This is a genomic window from Undibacterium sp. GW821-FHT07F11, assembly GCF_059418665.1.
The window spans coordinates 1-17,431 of sequence record NZ_JBWKQH010000017.1 but is presented as its reverse complement, the minus strand read 5'-3'; the positions used below and the strand labels follow the sequence as shown (position 1 = coordinate 17,431).

The window sequence follows — 17,431 nt, the reverse complement described above, 5'->3', positions numbered from 1 at the left end:
CCAGTAAACATTACACAATGAAATTCTTGTTTCCGCATTTCGGACTTGATTTCAATTTTTGATTAAAATCCAATTAAAATTGCCCTCCTTGTGCCCTGGTATTGTCAGGCAAGGTATCGAATAACATATTTGTTCCACCTTCCAGAAACGATGCGTTGTAGATTACTTTGGTATGCCGCAGTAACAAATTGTCGTATTTTATTTTCAGTGCATCCAATTCTTCATTCAAAAGTAAAACCTTTCTTTCCAGCTCAGACTCATTCTGTACTTTATTGGTCACAGAAACTTTTTCGAGTTTAGAGCGAATCTTCGCTTTTTTATAAGCATCTAAAATTTCGCTATTCGCCGACAGGGACTGCCTGGACCAAATAAGATCCAGAGTGACACTAAATTTAATTCCAAGCGTTTCGCGCAGCGTCTCCCAAGTAAGCGCTCTACTTCTTGGCCAGCTCCGTAGACAATCAATTATACTTACTTGATCAGCTGCAGATATTTTTTTCATTCCCATTCTATTTCCTTTTTTCAATTTCTTTGTTCTCAGCACTCAATTTCATAACGAGTTCAGTTACGCTAAGAGGTTGTACCAGCGAGGAAAATGTTACTAAAGTGCCTGCAGCAATTTCCGGATTTTTTTCGTACGCTAATATTTCATTGCATCTGATTAGGTCCGCATTAAATTGTTGATACTGGCGGACTAATGACAACGACGTATTGCCATCTTTCTTTTTTTTCTTAGCAATTTTTATCATGGCAATTGCGTGCTTACGTTTTTCAACAATGGTTGAAAGTCTTGTCTTGTCGCCCTTCATCCAAACCTGTTTGTCGCAATTTGTGCATTCGCCAAATTGCTCGCACGGATTAATCGACCAGTCAGTCACGCATCCTCCGATCTCAGTAATATGCTTAGGAACGGCCTTGTCGAACAAAAAAGCGGATCTATCGACTAATTTTACTTGCTCAAGTGCTGATGCTATTGGTCCAACAACTTCATAATTATCATCGGGATCAAATGTATCTATTGATTGAATTAATATTTCATGAGGTGTACGCAAGTCATAGAAGTCAGACTGACTCCCTGTTTTTCTACCAGCCAATTCATCAACAAATAGAATATTTGCTCCAGCAAGAAGAGCGTTTGTTTGATGGTATTTTCTTGCCTGATGAAGTGAAAATGATGGATACAGCCCACTTCTAAGTCTAATGCCAAGTTTTAGAAAGAGTGCAGGCGGAGTTTTTCCTACATAACTTATGCGAAAACCAATCGCTATTGGTGTTAAATTTTCCGGTTTCCACCACATACCTTTTTCTTCTCCGGCACCAACGTCGTTTGCTGGACTTGGATGAAACCATACTGCCAGAGCCTCATCAAGTTTGACTTGGCGGTCTTTAGATACATAAGGCCAATGCGGAAATTTTAATTTTTTGAAGTCATTCAACAAGTGTGCTTTGAGGTCAGCAGACTTTATGTATATTGAACCTGCTATTCCCTTATCAAATAAGGGCTTCAGTTTTTTTTTCAGCGCCACATCCGAACCTAACAGCATCCGTGTCGCTACGAGAATGGAAATGTATTTATCCATTTCTCCACATGGTCGGGATCTAAAGATAATTTCATTGTCTTTGCAGAAGTGTATTAACTGCCTCAGCGTTACCAATCTTGTTATCTTAGACGTACCAAACGAAACTAGAGGGCTAATGTCCCCAGGCCGTTTAACAAATTGCAGTTTTTCTAAATTTCCAAATCCCTGCGAAAACCTTTGGCTAAACACTTGTGCAGTCTCGGGAACGCTAAAAATTTTTCGCGCATCTTCAAGACTTAAGTATTTTTTAGAAAAAAATTGTTTCAGCCGTAAAGGTATATATAGTTTATCAATTGAATTGAAATCATGCGGGTATCGTTCAATATAATATTTGAATGCGAGGTGAGCTTCCTGGGAGTAGTCTAAAGCGGTCTGAAAAATCTCCGTCGCTAGCGGGGCCAGTTTTTTCGATATGGGAATATCTTGATGGGAATCTATCTTTGGTCTTGAAATTCTTATTCTTGTTCTGCTTAAATCATCTTCAGATTTATAGATAGCATCTCTTCGTAGGCAAATAAGTTCCGAAATTCGCATTGACACTGTGGTGAATGCAAGACCAAGAAGGGCAGAAAAAAATGCACTTGGACTTTTAGCGCCGCATTGAGAAATGGCCTTCCTATATGCCAGTCCAACAGCAACGATTTCCTCACTGGTGATTCTATTCTCAACTTGGCTTTCTTTTTTACTAGGGAACACTGGATTTTTCAATAACGGTCGTGAACTAGAAGCTATCATCGAGCGAAATTGAAACGGTGAATTAAGAAGATTAAAGCCCGTTAGTCGAGTGTGCATATTTTTACTCTTATATCCGTTTTGCAACACACAGGCCATTATTTCCAGCTCTTTAGCTACATCATATTTTTTTGATTGGCAGTGACTGGATTCTTGAATTGCTCGGTGAGCTATCTCGAACGATTTTAAATTGAGATTTGAAGGATCATTGATGTTTTTATTCAGATATCTAAGAGCTTTTTCAATATAGCTAATTGACAGTATTAGCGCTTTAGGAGTGGAGCGAATCTTCTTTTCGTAAGTAATTACGTTCACGTACGCTTTTGCAAAAGATAAAAAACGTCCCGGTTCTATAAGTCCGCGCGGATTTATTATTTTTGGTTCCTTTCCCAGCCTTACTCGCGAAAATACTTCCCTGCCTCTACTTAGAAATTCCTCTTTTAGGAACCAAGAGCGACTAATATTGTCACCACCTGCTAGTAAACTTGTAGCCCATTCGAAATAGGGGGCGTCTCGTTCAAAATTTGCCGAATGGACCGATATTCCCTGGTAGCCACCCGGACTATATTTTCGAATGAACTCATCAAATCGATCTGCACCAGTTGCCGCAGTCGAGTGGTCAATCATCGAAAATTTACTTCTTGTCGATTTTGATTGCATGTATCTTATCTATAACATGTTTAACGGAATTTATTAAATGCTCGTCTCTTAAAATTACTTCCTGCGCTAATCCCATAGAAGTCGCTTTAGATTTCCGAGCCTCCAAAAAAAACAGTACCGATTTGTGATTCCCGTCTGTAAAAGCTTCGAATCTTGGACAGGTGTAGCATCCGACCGGGGCGAAGACATCGCAAGGAGTTCCTGAGCAGGACCCCACATCTCCTTCCATATTTACGTCACCAATGAGATGTGGATTGTCTTTATTTGTTGCGTTTTTGCGATCCAAAATGTCACCTTTGAACGCATGGTATATTTCATTGTAAGTATTTTCCAATAAGGTTTCGTAGTTGGAAAATGCTTCTTCGGACAATGTCACATACCGTGAAATCGAATTTGCCGCGGTGTGAAAGCCAGCGCGTGCTAGCACCGAGCGGGGCGCTCCAAGCATTGCTAAATGAGTTAACTTCGTATGTTTAAACCGTCTGGTGAATAAATCCAAATCTTTCAAACCGTCATAGTCTGAGCTAATTTTCTTCCTTGATCTGACTATCAGACCAATTATGCGAATACCATCTTCCTTTACGGACAAATTGCCACGTGAATTGTGTATCGAAAATAGAGGTAATGAAGATGGTAGTTCCTTTTGATAGAGACTACGAAGAACTTCCAGTTGTTGCAACAATGCAGTACCAACAGATCGCGAAAGTAGATACTCAACCATAAATTTCCGACCTGGTGTCCCTTCCTGCTTCACGTATGGAATTGAAAGGAAGACTTCTGTCGGGCCTCCCTTTAAATGCTGGACACGGATATCGCCGACTTGAAGTAGAGATAGTTGACTTGGCCTCAAGGCCTCAGAGATGATTAATCGCCACAATGAGTATGTTTGCATATCAAAGACCCCTTTAACCAGCAGAGCTTCTATTTTCGACAATATGCCACGGGTCTCATTTATAGAAAACGGTCTCTCTTTTGGGGTCGTAGCTTGAATTTCTTCAGTGCTTCGTGGTTGAGGCGGCCGAGAATTTCGAAGATGAGTTATTAAATCTATCGATATGCCTGGTAAATCAAGGTCGCTCCAGTATATTAACTGGCCTCTTAATAGTTTTTGCTGAGAAGGATTCTTTTGAGTTGCATACCAATTCACCATTTCTAAGGTTATTGTGCAAATTGGACCAGGACAGAACTGTTTGATAGTTTTTATGAAAAGTGCGAATTCCGTGATCCAACGCATGGCGGTTGTTACTTTACGTCTGCCATTAAGCGCATGAAGGATGGTGTAAATGTAGATTTTTGCGGAAATTTGCGCTAGCCCGCTAACCGCGTTGTTTATTCTAATGCCACGCCTTTTATCAGAGTCGCAATCCAAAACCATATATTCGAGATTGACATTGATCAATTTTCCAGAATCAATAATTCTTATCTTCTTTGGTATTTCGATTTCTGGAAGACCGTTTGAATTTTGAATCAATTGATCGTATCCAGGGAATTTAGGTTTTTTTTGTCGGTTCAATTAGTCGATCTCTTGTCTCAATTATTTCTGACGTTTTACGTGCGATTCTTCGCTGAGTATAATGTTCTGGCATATTCGATTCTGGTCTCCAGTGCCCACGTTTGGTGAGCATCGCCCTTATCTCCTCCTCACTGCCTCCTTTTTCTTCTGCAAGATCGGCAAATTCATTAAAATGTGTATGGCGTAGTACGTGCGGCGCTATCCAATTAGGTAATCCAGCTACTTTTTTTAACTTCGAAATGATTCTATTTAGATTGCGATAGCCGATCGGTTTTCCTGTTTGGACTCCAACATGTGAAACGAATAAATACGGTTGTTCAGACTCATCGCCGCGCTTGTTTATCGCGCTTCTTCTTTCCTTTAAAATATAATTTAGCAGGCGATTAGCTAGATTTTTATTAATTTGAATTGGTCCAGGAAAAGTCTTAGAGGCAGGTTCGTGCATCCTTTCGTCATGAATATCATTTGGCCGTAATTTGACATTCAAAATTGCGATGTTCTTGCCAGGTGCAAGTTCGTAATTCGTGTCGAGATCCTCGCAGTACAGCTTAAGCAACTCGCCACTTCTAAGCCCTGAATCAAGAAATAATTCAACTATCAATCTATCTCTTGTTCCTTGATCTGAATTTGGAAACACGGTGTGGTTTTTGAGTAAGGATCTGACCAAATTTGACTCAATCGTACGCAACGACTTAATTGGTGAAGCTTTCTGTTGTGCATTAAGTTGACTAGAAAAATTTTTGGAAATTGATTCCTTGTAGGATTGGTTTTTTGCCCAATTTATTTCAACTCCGTCAGAATGAGCTTGGATAAATTCTTGTGTGATCCATATCAAATAATTACAAATATTTCTAATCCTGCTATCTGCAGTAGAGGGATCGACAACGCTGTTCAGTGGAATGCTAGCTAATCCCGCAATTTGTCTTTCAACGGCATGAGCGATTTCTGAAGCCGATAATTGACACCATCTGCAGAGTTCAGCAACTTCGCGCGCACTTATAGCCAACTGCCCTTGTCGGACACGTGTTTCAGGTGCATTCCAATGCTTTTGCCTCAGCTGTTTTAAGCCTACCCATTCGAGATAAAACGCAATATCAAAGAGAATTGATCTTTGAGTGTTAAGGCTTTTTTGACCATGTTCCCGATAGATGTATATCGTGGGGAATTCATGGATAGTGCCGGTATTTTTGTTAAGAAGAATCGGACGCCGAATACTTTTTTTATATTGCCTTGTCCCAACGGGCTCGGCAAGTATTTTTACGTGTCCAAAATGGAAGGATTTTGTGGAAGTTGTCAAAGTCGGGATATTCCTAGATATTTTGTAGAAAATATAAGGAATACCCGAGTTTGTAAAGATAAATATGGGAACTGCTGAGGATGAACGAAGGGAATACCGTGAATATCTTTACTAACTAACTAATTGTGCAGATATCTTTGCCACCAGACAGGCAAACCATGACCTTGTCGCCTTCTTCTATCATATTGAAATCACCTATCGCCTGGCCAACCAGGCGGCATAAGCGCTTGTGCAGCTTATTGTTTTCGTAGGTGATTTTTTCTTGTGACTTGACCGTGGCTTTTACTTCGGCCGGGGCGTCCATCAATGTTTCAGTGAGTGTTTCAGTAAGGGCTTGCATGATAGTGTTTAAATATCTGTTTTGATCTTGAATACTTCTACCCCTACGCCTTCACAATCTGCGTAGACATCAGGCTTCATGGTAGAGATGCGTACTGCGCGTACTTTAGGATGTGCCAGCATGATCGTGGCGACATCATCACACAGGGTTTCCTGCAGGTGTACATGGCCTTTGGAAATGCGGTCGGCTATGGTGCAACGCATGAAATCATAATCGACGACTTCTTCCAGCTGGTCATCCTTGGGTGTGGACAGGGCCAACGGGATATACAGGTCCACATTGAAGAGCACGCGTTGCTCGCCCTTTTTCTCGAACTCATGTACGCCGATGTTGATGGAGATTTCATAATTGCGCAAGAACAGGCGGCGGCAGTCTGAGAGCTGGGGGTGGTGCAGGATGGATAACATGGTGGTCCCGGGATTAAGGTGAAATAGCTTGGTTTGCAGTCGCCAAAAACATGACATCGCGCTGCAAGGGAATAAGGTGCTGGCCGCCATCAACGAGGATGGTGGTGCCTGTCATGGCAGGGCTATCAGCCAGAAAACAGACTGTGCGGGCAATATCTTCAGGCGTGCTGGACCTGCCCAATGGCGTGACCTGGTGTGCCTGCTGGAAATCTGCCGTGCTTTGATGACCGGATTCCATGGTGATGCCGGGTGCAACGCCAACTACACGCACTTTAGGCGCCAGCGCCTGCGCCAGTGTCGTGGTCGCACATAGCAGTGCTGCTTTGGACAGGGTGTAAGACAAAAAATCGGGGTTCAGGTTGTACAGCTTTTGATCCAGCAGATTGATGACGCAGGTTTGCTCGCCATCTGCTGTTGCCGCATGCAGTGCTTGCGCCAGTATGATGGGTGCGGCCAGATTGGCATGCATATGCCTGTCCAGGCTGGCGTGGCTGAAGCTGTGCACATCATCTTCTGCAAACAGCGAGGCATTATTGACGATGCAATCTATCTTGCCCATCGCGGCTATCGCTGCGGGTAACAATGCGTGCGTTGCTGTTTCATCTGCCAGGTCTGCCTGCAAGGCATGGGCACGACGGCCCAGTGTCTGGATTTCTGTCACCAGGGTCTGTGCTTCTGCTGCTGAATTACCATAATGGACAAGAATATCCCAACCCTGCCGCGCCATATGCAGGGCGATATGCCGCCCTATGCGTTTGGCGGCACCGGTGATCAGTGCTGTGCGGTTTGTGCGGCTATTGCTGCTCATACGTCTCTCATGGAAATTCTTGACAAGGGGTACTGCGTTTTCAATACAATGCGGCTATGCATAAATTATCTCTACCTGTGCCAGGCGATGATGCGCTGGCCGCTTCATCTGCTTTGCAACAACTGATTATCGACGACATCCACCAACACCAGGACTGGATACCGTTTTCGCGCTACATGGAACTGGCGCTGTATGCGCCTGACCTTGGCTATTACAGCGGTGGTGCCACAAAATTAGGCAAAGACGGTGATTTTACAACCGCACCGGAAATGTCGCCGCTATTTGGAGCCACCCTGGCCAGGCTGGCAAGTCAGTTATTCAGTCAAACTGCAGCCGAAGTCATGGAGTTCGGGGCAGGCACGGGCAAGCTGGCCCTGGATTTTTTGTCGGAATGTCAATTGTCTGGAGTCGCGATAGAGCGCTATTTTATCGTGGAATTGTCCGGCGAACTGCGCGCACGTCAGGAAGAGTTGCTGAAAGACTTTTCACAAGTACAATGGTTGCAAAAAATGCCAGACTCTTTTTCCGGCATTATACTGGGGAATGAGGTGCTCGATGCCATGCCGGTTGACCTTGTTATCAAGACTGCTGATGGCTGGCATGAGGTCGGTGTGGCAGTGGTAGATGAGGACAGCATGCCAAGACTGATTTTCCGCGAACAGCCGCAGGCCTGCAGTCCAGACAAGATAGCGCAAATCCCTAATGCAGATGAATTGCCGGTCGGTTATCTGACGGAAGTCCATGCGATCGCCAGCGGTTTCATGCATAGCCTGGCATCCATGCTGCTCGCCAGCGGCAAGCCAGCAGCAGCGATACTGATAGATTATGGTTTCCCAGCTGCCGAGTATTATCACCCGCAGCGCCAGCAGGGCAGCCTGATGTGCCATTACCGCCATCATGCCCATCCCGATCCCTTTTATTTGCCAGGCTTGCAGGACATCACCGCCCATGTTGACTTTACCGCCATGGCCAGGGCTGGTCTGGCAGCAGGGCTGGAGTTATTGAATTACACCAGCCAGGCCAGCTTTTTGACGGCGGCAGGCATCGCCGATGTATTGGCGCGCACCTCACCAGAGCAAGTCCTGGACTATCTGCCACAGGCAAATGCCCTGCAAAAACTGGTTTCGCCCGCTGAAATGGGGGAACTGTTCAAGGTGCTGGTCATGGGGCATGGCATGGAATTACCGGAAAATTTATTGCGTCTTGATCGTAGCCATCGCTTATGATGGCCGACAGTTGAATTTGCAATGCAGGAAATTTCCTTTGGGAAATTAAACCGAAGAAACAGGAGCAGGTTTTGTTACGCTGGGTATTGACCATCTTTCTCGCCGTCGTGGTGTTTTCCAGCTTGTTGCCCTGGCTGGAAAAGCTGGGCATAGGTCGTTTACCGGGTGATGTGCGCTTCAAACTGTTTGGCCGTAATTTTTCCTTCCCCTTTGCTTCCACCATACTGATCTCTTTATTCGTCCTGCTGTTAGCAAGGATATTCAAGTAAATGCGTTAAATATGTTAAAGCCTTGCAACATTGTTGTCATATGGGGGTAAAGTTTCCATATTATTGCGCCGTCACTTTAATATAATGAAATTGCCTGCTTATGTATAAAGTAAGTATAAAGTAAGCATAAAGCCTTAATCAGGCCGGCCAGGAAGACGGCCAGGCACGCACTGCAGCGAGATCAACAATAAATTACGCTAAAGGTTGAAATGAGCGAACTCAGCGACATCAGGGCATTGCTCGTTGAACCGCATGCAGGTATGCGGGTCAGTTTGCACAACATGCTCAATTTGTGCGGCATTACCAAGATAGAACACGGGCTTTCTGCCGGGACGGCTGTGCGCACCATACAAGCCAAGGTATTTGACCTGATCTTGTGCGAATATGACCTGGGTGTTGGTCAGGACGGCCAGCAACTGCTGGAAGACATGCGCCATCACAAGCTGGCACCTTTATCGACCATCTTCATCATGGTGACGGCTGAGCGCTCTTATGCAAAGGTAGTCAGTGCGGCTGAACTTGCGCCCTCGGATTATCTGCTCAAACCATTCACTGCCGATATGTTGCTGGAGCGCGTTATCCGTGCGCTGGAAAAACGCAAGGCCTTTGTCGATGTCCATGGTCTGATGGAACAGGGCCTGATTCCGGAAGCCATCATGGCTTGCCATCATGGTGAACGCGATCATCCCAAATACGCGATAGACTTCATGCGCCTGCGTGCTGAATTGCATGTGATACAGGGTGAAGCGGCTGAGGCGGAAGAATTATATAAATATTTATTTGAATTAAAGGCCGTGGCCTGGGCGCGACTGGGCCTGGCCAAGACTCTGTTCATGCAGGGTAAATACCAGGAAGCAGAAGATATTTTAAAAAATCTGGTGTCCGAAAATAATAAATATATGGATGCTTACGACTGGCTGGCCAAGACCCACGAAATGGTCGGAGAATTGCCTGAGGCGAAGGAAGTACTGGATGTGGCTGTCAGCGTTTCACCTCATGCCGTCAGGCGTTTGCGCAAGCTGGGCCAGATCGCTCTGGAAACCGGGGACATAGAAACAGCTGAAAATGTCTTGAAAAAAGTGGTCAGCAAAGCCAAGTTTTCTGAATTCCGCGATCCTGAAGACCATATGAATCTGGTTGATGCCCTGGTCAAGAAGGGGGATACAGAACAAGCCAAATCTGTCATCCGCGATCTTGAAAAAAACATGGTGGGCATGAAGAAAACTGCTGCCGTCAGGGCGATTTCTGCAGCCATGGTACATGCCAAGACGGGTGATGCGAGGTTGGGTGAAGAGCTTGACAATGCAGTCGCCGCTTCGCGTGAAGACATAGGCCTGTCTACAGAAGCCAAGTTGGGGCTGGCAAAAAGCTGTCTTGAAAATGATCAGGAAGACAACGCTTCCGAGATTATTCTCGACGTTATGAAAAACGCCAGTAACCAGCAAGTCATGAGCAAGGCCATGGGCGTGTTTGAGAGCGCAGGCAAGGGACATCTTGCCAAGGAACTGGCGCAACGCAGCCAGAAAGAAGTCATGGACCTGGTGGCCCTGGGTGTGCAAAAAGCCAAGCAAGGTGATTTTCGTGGCTCGGTAGAGTTGATGGCTGCAGCTGCACGCAAGTCGCCAGATAATCCGCAAGTGATCTTGAATGCCGCGCTGGCAGCCTTGAAATGTCTGGAAAACATGGGTTGGGACCATGCCACTGGTGAGCTGGCGCGCAGCCTGATCGAGTCGGCACGTCGCCTTGATCCCATGAATCCGCGCCTGAAAGCGATACGTGGCCTGTATGACGAATTGCAGAAAAAATACGGCATCAATGCTGCCCGTGTTGCCAAGTAAAGATTAAATATAAAAAATTAGATACAAAAGATTAAACAACCAGACTTCAGAATGGTTTTGTTAAGAAAATAGGTAGTTGCGGAGACCATGGCCATTCAACCTTCTGTTCATTTAGGCGAACACGCACCGGTGACGGCGCGTGATCTGTTGCTCAAGCAAATCAATGAAGAGAGTAATTTACCGACTTTGGGTGTGTCGATTACCAAAGTCGTTGAAATTACCTCATCGAGTGAAGACCCGGTTGCCAAGCTGGCGCATTTTGTGCTGGCTGATGTCGCCCTGACACAAAAAATCCTCAGGCTATCCAATACCATCCATTACCGCACCAGTTCAGGCGCACCTGTCACCACAATATCAAGGGCGATATTCTTGCTGGGTTTTAACAGCATCAAGACCAGTGCCATGGCGATGTTGCTAGTTGACTGCTTCAAGGATAAAAGCCATGCCAATAGCGTCAGACGCGAACTGGTACAGGCGCTGTGTGCCAGTATAGTAGGACGTGAAATGGCTGCGCGTGGGCGCTTCCAGGATGGCGAAGAAGCCGCAGTGGCTGCCTTGTTCAAGAATGTCGGCAAGATCCTGGTGGCATCCTATGACCACCCCTTGTATAGCCGCATACAAGCCATGTTGCAGACCGGGCAGACTACTTCGCAGGAAGCTGCCTCCACACTGCTGGGTTGCAGCTATGAACGCTTTGGCGAAATGGCACTGCAAGAGTGGAAAATACCTGACACCATCATACAATCTCTGGTGCCTTTGCCAGGTGGTGAATTGAAGAAAGTGAATACCCGTGCTGAATGGTTGCGCCAGGTTGCCAGCTTCAGTGACGCCCTGGCATCTACCATTATGAGTTCCGGTGGGGCCAATCTCAGTGAAAAAGCCAAGCCCCTGCTGCTCAAATATGGCAAGGCGCTGGACTTTGATCAGGCCATACTAGATGAGATGCTGGTCAAGGTAGAAACGGAAACCCGGCAACTAGCCAAGAGCATGGATATTGCCATGGGTGATATTCATATTGGCGAAGCCGACGCCAACACTACCAATGGTGTGCCGAATGATCTTTTACTGAAAAATTATGAGGCTGGCGAAATACAGAGTGATGAACGTCACCCGAGTGGCAAGCCCAAGCATGCACGCGATCTTTTATTGGCCGGTGTGCAGGATGTCACGCAAATGCTGGCATCTGACAGTTTCAAGCTGAATGACCTGATCTTGCTGGTGCTGGAAACCCTGTATAGCAGCATGGGCTTTCGCTTTGCCACTGTTTGCCTGCGCGACCTGCAAACCGTGCGTTATGTTGCGCGCCTGGCGATAGGTGAAAATTACCAGGAAAGACAAAGAGGTTTTGCTTTTAGCGGCAAACCTGACCAGAATTTATTCCATCTGGCGATGAGCAATAATGTGGATCTGATGATCTCCGATGCTTCTGTCCCCAAGATACAAAACCTGTTGCCTGATTGGCACAAACAATTGCTGCCAGATGCACGCAGCTTCATCATCCTGCCTTTGGTGATACAGAAAAAACCACTGGGCCTGTTTTATGCCGACCGCGCCGTGAACGCGGATGAAGGTGTACCGCCAGATGAAACAGCGCTCATCAAGACCCTGAAGAGTCAATTGCTGGCCGCCATGATGCGTGGCTAAGCACCAGAGTAAGTGCTTGTACGGACTGCAAGGATGAAACCTGCAGGTTACAATGTCCTGTCATCATCTCAGCGGGACGAATCTCATGCACTTCACTACATGGCTTACTTTCTTCTTTGCGGCCTGCGTCATCGCCGTTTCACCTGGCTCCGGCGCTGTGCTGTCCATGTCGCACGGCTTGAATTATGGTGTCAAAAAAACCAGTGGCACCATCATGGGTTTGCAAGCGGGCTTGTTGCTGATACTGGCTATTGCCGGTGCAGGTGTTGGTTCCATCCTGATGGCTTCAGAGTTCGCTTTCAGTGTTGTCAAGACGGTGGGCGCGCTTTACCTGATTTATCTGGGGATCAGTCAATGGCGTGCCAAAATTGATGTCGCGGCTGAAAGCGATGCGGGTGCTGATCATGCCGCTAGTACCGTTAATATTCAGGTGCCAGCCATGTCCAAACGCTTTTTGACGGGCTTTTTGACGAATGCCACCAATCCCAAGGGTATTATCTTCATGGTGGCCGTACTGCCGCAGTTTATTTCGCATGATGCACCGCTGTTGCCGCAGTTGTTGATACTGGGTGTGACCATGTGTGCGATTGATCTGGTTGTCATGCATGGCTATGCATTTGCGGCATCGACCATGCAGCGTTACTTCCGTGATCCCAAATGGCTGAAGAGCCAGAACCGTTTCTTTGGCGGGATATTGATGGCGATAGGTGCGGCGCTGTTTTTCGTCAAACGCAGCCCGTCCAATTAAAAAATGCCGCCAGTGAATATTCACGGCGGCATGTTTTATTCCAGTTTTTTCAGGCCAAGGGGATTTGCTGTTTCTTCGCCAGCGCATCGATGTCTTGCCAGATCGTCATTTGATTCAACAGACGTGTTGCCGGGTCCAGCATGGGGTTCAGGTTGAAGAAGCGCTCCAGAGCAGTTTCATCAAAACTACTGTGCTGGGAAAAATTGATACGTCCATACTGCTTGCGGAATGCATGCAATAAATCGGCTGGCGTATCCTTGTGCCAGGATTGCATGAGGCCGCCCACCATCAGGGCAGTATCGGTAGTCTGCTCAAGTGAGCGCGGGCTGCGTGAACTGCTGACATCGCGATAGTCGAGCAGACGGGGAAAGTAAAATTTCTTGATCCATGCGGCAGGTATACCGCCTTCACGCAAGAGTGCTCCACTACGCCACAGCTTCCAGCTTTTTTCTGCTTCGCTGTCGGATACAAAGTGCGTATCTGCTGTGAGTACGCAATCTTCGCCCAGCTCTATTTCCAGTATCACAGGCAGGCCGGCAGCAAGGGAAATGTTTTCCAGTTCTGGCATCTGTGGTTTTTCACCATGCTGGCTTTGCAGCGCATTCACGAATTCACCCAGCACTTGCTGATGTTCATGATGCAGGCTGCTGGTCGCTTTGCAAAAAGCGGCGCAGGCAGCAAAATAAGCCATCAGTTCGCCCACCATAATGCCGTGTGCGGGCAGGTTTTCTTCTTCCTGAAAGCCCTGGCGTGGCATGTCTGCTGCCAGGCCCTGGCGCAGGATGGGATACAACTGGGTGGAGACACAACCAAATTTGACGTGGCTGCCAGCGGCAAGTTTAAATTCTGACATGGCGGCTCAGGCTTTCTTGAACAGGGTGAGGACGTGTTCCGGCGGACGTCCTATTGCCGCTTTATTTTGATAAGTCACTATCGGTCTTTGCAATAAGTGCGGGTGCGTTGCGATGGCTGACAGGGCCGTTGCCGTATCTGCATTAGCCAGTTTCAGACTGGCATATTCAGGCTCATTATTGCGCAGCATGGCCTGTACATCACCAGTATCCAATACCCTTAGCAGACTTTGCAGTTCAGCAAAATTCAAAGGTGTTTTTTGATAATCAATCACTTGCAGGTCTAACTGGCTCTCATCCGCATGCGCCTGCACCAGTGCCAGGGTTTCGCGGGATTTTGAACAGCGTGGATTGTGGTAAATCGTAATCATGTCTGTATCATCATTCTATGGTGCTGCCGTGTCAACACGGCTTATTTAAATTGAAGTTGCAAATTTGAGTTCCATACCAAACAACACTAGCACGCCCAGTACCGCAAAAACTGCCGCAGCACACCAGTGCACATACTTGAAAGGAAAATTCGGTGCAGCTATCTTGCCCAGGAAGACTGCTGGCACATCGGCAATCAGCATGCCCAGTGTGGTGCCGGCGATCACCATCGTCAGGTCAGAATATTTGGCTGCCAGTGCTACTGTCGCCAGCTGGGTTTTGTCGCCAATTTCTGCCAGGAAGAAGGTCGCGCATGTCAGCATGAAAACGCCATAACGGCTTTCACTGATGCCACCATCATCCATCTCATCCGGTTTCAGCGTCCAGGCAGCAATTGCCAAAAAAGACAGGCCCAGCAGATAACGCATTACGCTGCTATCAACATGCGCTGCCACCAGTTGTCCCAGCAAGCCAGCCAGAGTATGGTTGGCCAGTGTCGCGACGAGAATGCCAAGTATGATAGGGCCAGGCTTCTTGTAGCGGGCAGCCAGCAACAACGCAAGCAATTGAGTTTTGTCACCAATTTCACCAATGGTGACAGCAAGGGCAGAGACGAGGAAAGCTTCCATGAGAATAGGCGGGATGGGGCGATTTGTCCGATGACAGCTATATCCCGCCCCATCCCTGGTCAGCGGAAACATAACTATCAAAGGTCTTGCCCAATACAATCAGCGCACTTACTACTTGCTGCTGACTGAACCAAACGCACCATGGCCGGCTGGCCAAGTATGTTGATGCGTTTCCCCCGGACTTAACCGGAGCAGGCTACTCCCCAATGAAAGAGAGGCGAAATTATAACCCATACCGCCTGTCAAGTGAGCTTGTATGTGTTTGATGCTGGTTCGATACTGGAATTTGATGATGCATTTGACTATGTTTTACTGGTTCAGCGCTCGTCTGCTTGCTACACTGCGTAGATATAATTTAGTCAATTTGGGGCGACGCGATGACACAATCCTTCTCAAGCTATTTCATGAGTTTTTGGTCGCAGTCTGAATTGCATGCGAATGCAATTATCTTCCTGAATCTGGCTGGGGCCATGTTGCTGGGTTTTGTGGTTGGATATGAACGTTCTTATCATGGCCGCGCTGCCGGCATGCGCACTTATGGCCTGGTCTGTATGGCATCTGCAGCCCTGGTAGTGATAGCTGGCTATCCGGATTTCTGGTTCGGTGCACGCGCCCAGTATCCTGTCAATCTTGATCCTTCGCGTACCATACAGGGCATAGTCACCGGTATCGGTTTTCTTGGCGCTGGTGTGATCATGCGTGAAGGTTTCACTATCAGCGGCTTGACAACCGCTGCGTCTTTATGGGCTTCGTCAGCCATAGGTGTCATGGTCGGTGTCGGCTTTTATGCAGCAGCAATTTTGCTGGCATTTTTATCGGCCGCCTGCATGATTTGGGTATCTAAAATTGAGGCCTGGCTGCCTTCCAGACCAGCGGTAGCGATCACCATGCAATTTCGTCAGGGCTTCATACCGAGAGAAGATGCCTTGCGCAAAATGGCCCTCGCACGTGGCTATGAAATTGCCACGGGTACCCTGAACATCAGTTGCAGGGACGGACGTGCTGAATGGCGTTTCGTGGCAGTGGGCCTGAGCCGCAAACTGGCCACGCGCATCAGCGAACTTTCATTGGAACTGGGGGCGTTTGAAGGGATGGAGTTTTATCAAATTGCTCACGCCCGTAACTAGTTGGAATTAGCCGGAATTGCCAGGGTAATCTGCGGTGGACTGGGTTGCCGGCTTACTTGTTGTCTGAGGCAGCAGGCACACCCAGCATGCCTTGCATGAAAATCTGCGTGACCAGCACGGCAAAGTCAGCATACGATATTTTGTCGGCATCCTGATGCGGTTTCAACCAGGTGAATGTCCAGTTGATCATGCCAAACAAGAGCATGGTGATGGCGCTGCGGTTTTGCGCCGTGGTGCGGTCTGGAAAGCTGCGCTGTATCGCGCCAGCAAACAAGTCGACGATTTTTCTTTGCGCATCGAGTATCAGCTTGCGCTGTGGCTCTTCCAGGAATTTCACATCATTGAGCAAGGCAATATGGCGGGTTTGGGAATGCTCATATTCCGCCAGGAAGGCCGCGATCAGCGTTGGCAAATCATGATGACTCTCAGCCAGGCGTATCAGCACCTGTGTATAACGGTTCAGCAAATCAAACAATATGGCTTCTTTGCTGGGATAGTAATGGTACAGCCTGGCTTTGGAGGTGCCGCAGGTCTGTGCCAGCACACTCATGGACGTACCGGGATAGCTATAGTTGGCAAAGGCAGTCGCCGCCTTTTCCAGGATATCGTCGCGCTGCAATTGATAATCGGATGCGAGGGTGCGGGCCATGGCTAAGGTGTTTGATAGGATGTCAACATCATACCTTGAGCTTGCCAGCAATGGTGATTGTAGGCAAGTTGCAACAAAGGCATGGTGAAGAAATCAATCTGTCTCATCTGCTGCGGATTTTCCTCGTATCTTTTTAATACATATGATTTTATAAATAATCAATAAAATCAAATATTTAGAGAATTTTTCGATAAATCGCGCTTTTGTTTGAGTAAGAAATTCTCAAAAGGGTGTTGACAGTTGGGTCGAGTATCTCCATAATTCGGGGTTCCCTGCGGAGAGGTGGCCGAGTGGTTAAAGGCGACAGACTGTAAATCTGTTCTCTTACGAGTACGCTGGTTCGAATCCAGCCCTCTCCACCACAGGTAAAGAATTGAATTTAGAAATTAGCGGCTGAAGTGGTGGCCTTTGCGGGTGTAGCTCAATGGTAGAGCTGAAGCCTTCCAAGCTTATGACGAGGGTTCGATTCCCTTCACCCGCTCCAGTTTTACTTGCGCGGGGTTTTGCGCAGCAAGCTGCCCTTGTAGCTCAGTGGTAGAGCACTCCCTTGGTAAGGGAGAGGCCACGTGTTCAATCCACGTCAAGGGCACCAAGGTTAGTCTGGTGTTTTCAAGTCTGATTTGTCGGGCGCGTGCCTGAGCATTCTCATCAAAATCGTTAGGAGTCCAAAATGGCAAAAGGTAAGTTCGAGCGCACCAAGCCGCACGTCAACGTCGGTACAATTGGCCACGTTGATCACGGTAA

At 47.2% G+C, this 17,431-nt stretch carries 16 protein-coding genes, 3 tRNA genes, 2 pseudogenes and 1 riboswitch; of the genes and pseudogenes, 10 read left to right on the top strand and 11 right to left on the bottom strand.

Annotated elements, in window-relative coordinates; all coding sequences use genetic code 11:
• Positions 1 to 73: 73 nt before the first annotated feature.
• From AC07OI_RS29210 to AC07OI_RS29180, 7 genes and pseudogenes are all read right to left on the bottom strand, one after another.
• Positions 74 to 508: a hypothetical protein gene (locus AC07OI_RS29210; RefSeq protein WP_495259584.1), complete on the bottom strand. Its 435-nt coding sequence runs from the start codon at positions 506 to 508 to the stop codon at positions 74 to 76.
• 1 nt (position 509) lies between these two features.
• Positions 510 to 2,972: a site-specific integrase gene (locus tag AC07OI_RS29205; protein ID WP_495259583.1), complete on the bottom strand. Its 2,463-nt coding sequence runs from the start codon at positions 2,970 to 2,972 to the stop codon at positions 510 to 512.
• A complete protein-coding gene (locus AC07OI_RS29200; protein ID WP_495259582.1) occupies positions 2,947 to 4,485 on the bottom strand; it encodes a hypothetical protein in 1,539 nt (512 codons plus the stop codon). The genes AC07OI_RS29205 and AC07OI_RS29200 overlap by 26 nt, the downstream gene beginning before the upstream one ends.
• The gene (locus AC07OI_RS29195) at positions 4,463 to 5,782 is read right to left on the bottom strand and encodes a tyrosine-type recombinase/integrase (RefSeq protein ID WP_495259581.1); all 1,320 of its coding nucleotides are present in this window, start codon (positions 5,780 to 5,782) and stop codon (positions 4,463 to 4,465) included. The genes AC07OI_RS29200 and AC07OI_RS29195 overlap by 23 nt, the downstream gene beginning before the upstream one ends.
• Before the next feature lie 133 nt (positions 5,783 to 5,915).
• Positions 5,916 to 6,086: pseudogene (locus tag AC07OI_RS29190) on the bottom strand (tRNA 2-thiocytidine(32) synthetase TtcA); the annotation flags it as partial.
• Positions 6,087 to 6,130: 44 nt separating this feature from the next.
• Complete coding sequence (locus tag AC07OI_RS29185) at positions 6,131 to 6,529, bottom strand: dihydroneopterin aldolase (protein ID WP_492705126.1); 399 nt, start codon at positions 6,527 to 6,529, stop codon at positions 6,131 to 6,133.
• 13 nt (positions 6,530 to 6,542) lie between these two features.
• Complete coding sequence (locus AC07OI_RS29180; RefSeq protein WP_495259580.1) at positions 6,543 to 7,337, bottom strand: SDR family oxidoreductase; 795 nt, start codon at positions 7,335 to 7,337, stop codon at positions 6,543 to 6,545.
• Between the two features lie 56 nt (positions 7,338 to 7,393).
• Here AC07OI_RS29180 and AC07OI_RS29175 point away from each other — a divergent pair, with 56 nt between their 5' ends.
• The 5 genes from AC07OI_RS29175 (at position 7,394) to AC07OI_RS29155 (ending at position 13,062) form a co-directional block, all read left to right on the top strand.
• Entirely contained in the window at positions 7,394 to 8,563 is a 1,170-nt protein-coding gene (locus AC07OI_RS29175) for a class I SAM-dependent methyltransferase (protein ID WP_495259579.1), read from the top strand.
• A 71-nt stretch (positions 8,564 to 8,634) separates the two neighbouring features.
• Complete coding sequence (locus tag AC07OI_RS29170) at positions 8,635 to 8,832, top strand: DUF2905 domain-containing protein (protein WP_492705131.1); 198 nt, start codon at positions 8,635 to 8,637, stop codon at positions 8,830 to 8,832.
• 209 nt (positions 8,833 to 9,041) lie between these two features.
• Positions 9,042 to 10,670 (top strand): tetratricopeptide repeat protein, encoded by a 1,629-nt coding sequence (locus AC07OI_RS29165; RefSeq protein WP_492705132.1) that lies wholly within the window; start codon positions 9,042 to 9,044, stop codon positions 10,668 to 10,670.
• 87 nt (positions 10,671 to 10,757) lie between these two features.
• Positions 10,758 to 12,314, top strand: coding sequence for an HDOD domain-containing protein (locus AC07OI_RS29160; RefSeq protein ID WP_492705133.1), 1,557 nt, complete (start codon positions 10,758 to 10,760; stop codon positions 12,312 to 12,314).
• A gap of 85 nt (positions 12,315 to 12,399) precedes the next feature.
• Entirely contained in the window at positions 12,400 to 13,062 is a 663-nt protein-coding gene (locus AC07OI_RS29155) for a LysE family transporter (RefSeq protein ID WP_492705135.1), read from the top strand.
• A gap of 49 nt (positions 13,063 to 13,111) precedes the next feature.
• On the opposite strand, the gene AC07OI_RS29150 is transcribed toward AC07OI_RS29155, so the two are convergent.
• From AC07OI_RS29150 to AC07OI_RS29140, 3 genes are read right to left on the bottom strand one after another with little or no spacing between them, the layout of a single operon-like run.
• Positions 13,112 to 13,915, bottom strand: coding sequence for a hypothetical protein (locus AC07OI_RS29150; RefSeq protein WP_495259578.1), 804 nt, complete (start codon positions 13,913 to 13,915; stop codon positions 13,112 to 13,114).
• Between the two features lie 6 nt (positions 13,916 to 13,921).
• Entirely contained in the window at positions 13,922 to 14,284 is a 363-nt protein-coding gene (locus AC07OI_RS29145) for an arsenate reductase family protein (protein WP_495259577.1), read from the bottom strand.
• Between the two features lie 45 nt (positions 14,285 to 14,329).
• Positions 14,330 to 14,911: a TMEM165/GDT1 family protein gene (locus AC07OI_RS29140; RefSeq protein ID WP_495259576.1), complete on the bottom strand. Its 582-nt coding sequence runs from the start codon at positions 14,909 to 14,911 to the stop codon at positions 14,330 to 14,332.
• A gap of 51 nt (positions 14,912 to 14,962) precedes the next feature.
• Positions 14,963 to 15,128: riboswitch (yybP-ykoY riboswitch) on the bottom strand.
• A 160-nt stretch (positions 15,129 to 15,288) separates the two neighbouring features.
• Between AC07OI_RS29140 and AC07OI_RS29135 the strand changes: the two genes are divergently transcribed.
• Positions 15,289 to 16,038 carry an MgtC/SapB family protein gene (locus tag AC07OI_RS29135; RefSeq protein ID WP_495259575.1) on the top strand — a complete coding sequence of 250 codons (750 nt, stop codon included), beginning with the start codon at positions 15,289 to 15,291 and terminating at the stop codon, positions 16,036 to 16,038.
• A 52-nt stretch (positions 16,039 to 16,090) separates the two neighbouring features.
• Here AC07OI_RS29135 and AC07OI_RS29130 read toward each other — a convergent pair whose 3' ends face one another.
• Positions 16,091 to 16,687 carry a TetR/AcrR family transcriptional regulator gene (locus tag AC07OI_RS29130; RefSeq protein ID WP_495259574.1) on the bottom strand — a complete coding sequence of 199 codons (597 nt, stop codon included), beginning with the start codon at positions 16,685 to 16,687 and terminating at the stop codon, positions 16,091 to 16,093.
• Between the two features lie 276 nt (positions 16,688 to 16,963).
• Between AC07OI_RS29130 and AC07OI_RS29125 the strand changes: the two genes are divergently transcribed.
• The 4 genes and pseudogenes from AC07OI_RS29125 to AC07OI_RS29110 all read left to right on the top strand — a co-directional run.
• Positions 16,964 to 17,049: transfer RNA gene (locus tag AC07OI_RS29125), tRNA-Tyr, on the top strand.
• Positions 17,050 to 17,097: 48 nt separating this feature from the next.
• Positions 17,098 to 17,171: transfer RNA gene (locus AC07OI_RS29120), tRNA-Gly, on the top strand.
• Positions 17,172 to 17,204: 33 nt separating this feature from the next.
• A tRNA-Thr gene (locus AC07OI_RS29115) sits at positions 17,205 to 17,279 on the top strand.
• Positions 17,280 to 17,357: 78 nt separating this feature from the next.
• A pseudogene (locus tag AC07OI_RS29110) lies at positions 17,358 to 17,431 on the top strand (GTP-binding protein); the annotation flags it as partial.

What these genes read in the sequence shown, in the direction of transcription:
- AC07OI_RS29210 (WP_495259584.1), bottom strand. Translation starts at nt 508, where the DNA reads ATGGGAATGAAAAAAATATCTGCAGCTGATCAAGTAAGTATAATTGAT.
- AC07OI_RS29205 (WP_495259583.1), bottom strand. Translation starts at nt 2,972, where the DNA reads ATGCAATCAAAATCGACAAGAAGTAAATTTTCGATGATTGACCACTCG.
- AC07OI_RS29185 (WP_492705126.1), bottom strand. Translation starts at nt 6,529, where the DNA reads ATGTTATCCATCCTGCACCACCCCCAGCTCTCAGACTGCCGCCGCCTG.
- AC07OI_RS29180 (WP_495259580.1), bottom strand. Translation starts at nt 7,337, where the DNA reads ATGAGCAGCAATAGCCGCACAAACCGCACAGCACTGATCACCGGTGCC.
- AC07OI_RS29175 (WP_495259579.1), top strand. Translation starts at nt 7,394, where the DNA reads ATGCATAAATTATCTCTACCTGTGCCAGGCGATGATGCGCTGGCCGCT.
- AC07OI_RS29165 (WP_492705132.1), top strand. Translation starts at nt 9,042, where the DNA reads ATGAGCGAACTCAGCGACATCAGGGCATTGCTCGTTGAACCGCATGCA.
- AC07OI_RS29160 (WP_492705133.1), top strand. Translation starts at nt 10,758, where the DNA reads ATGGCCATTCAACCTTCTGTTCATTTAGGCGAACACGCACCGGTGACG.
- AC07OI_RS29155 (WP_492705135.1), top strand. Translation starts at nt 12,400, where the DNA reads ATGCACTTCACTACATGGCTTACTTTCTTCTTTGCGGCCTGCGTCATC.
- AC07OI_RS29150 (WP_495259578.1), bottom strand. Translation starts at nt 13,915, where the DNA reads ATGTCAGAATTTAAACTTGCCGCTGGCAGCCACGTCAAATTTGGTTGT.
- AC07OI_RS29145 (WP_495259577.1), bottom strand. Translation starts at nt 14,284, where the DNA reads ATGATTACGATTTACCACAATCCACGCTGTTCAAAATCCCGCGAAACC.
- AC07OI_RS29140 (WP_495259576.1), bottom strand. Translation starts at nt 14,911, where the DNA reads ATGGAAGCTTTCCTCGTCTCTGCCCTTGCTGTCACCATTGGTGAAATT.
- AC07OI_RS29135 (WP_495259575.1), top strand. Translation starts at nt 15,289, where the DNA reads ATGACACAATCCTTCTCAAGCTATTTCATGAGTTTTTGGTCGCAGTCT.
- AC07OI_RS29130 (WP_495259574.1), bottom strand. Translation starts at nt 16,687, where the DNA reads ATGGCCCGCACCCTCGCATCCGATTATCAATTGCAGCGCGACGATATC.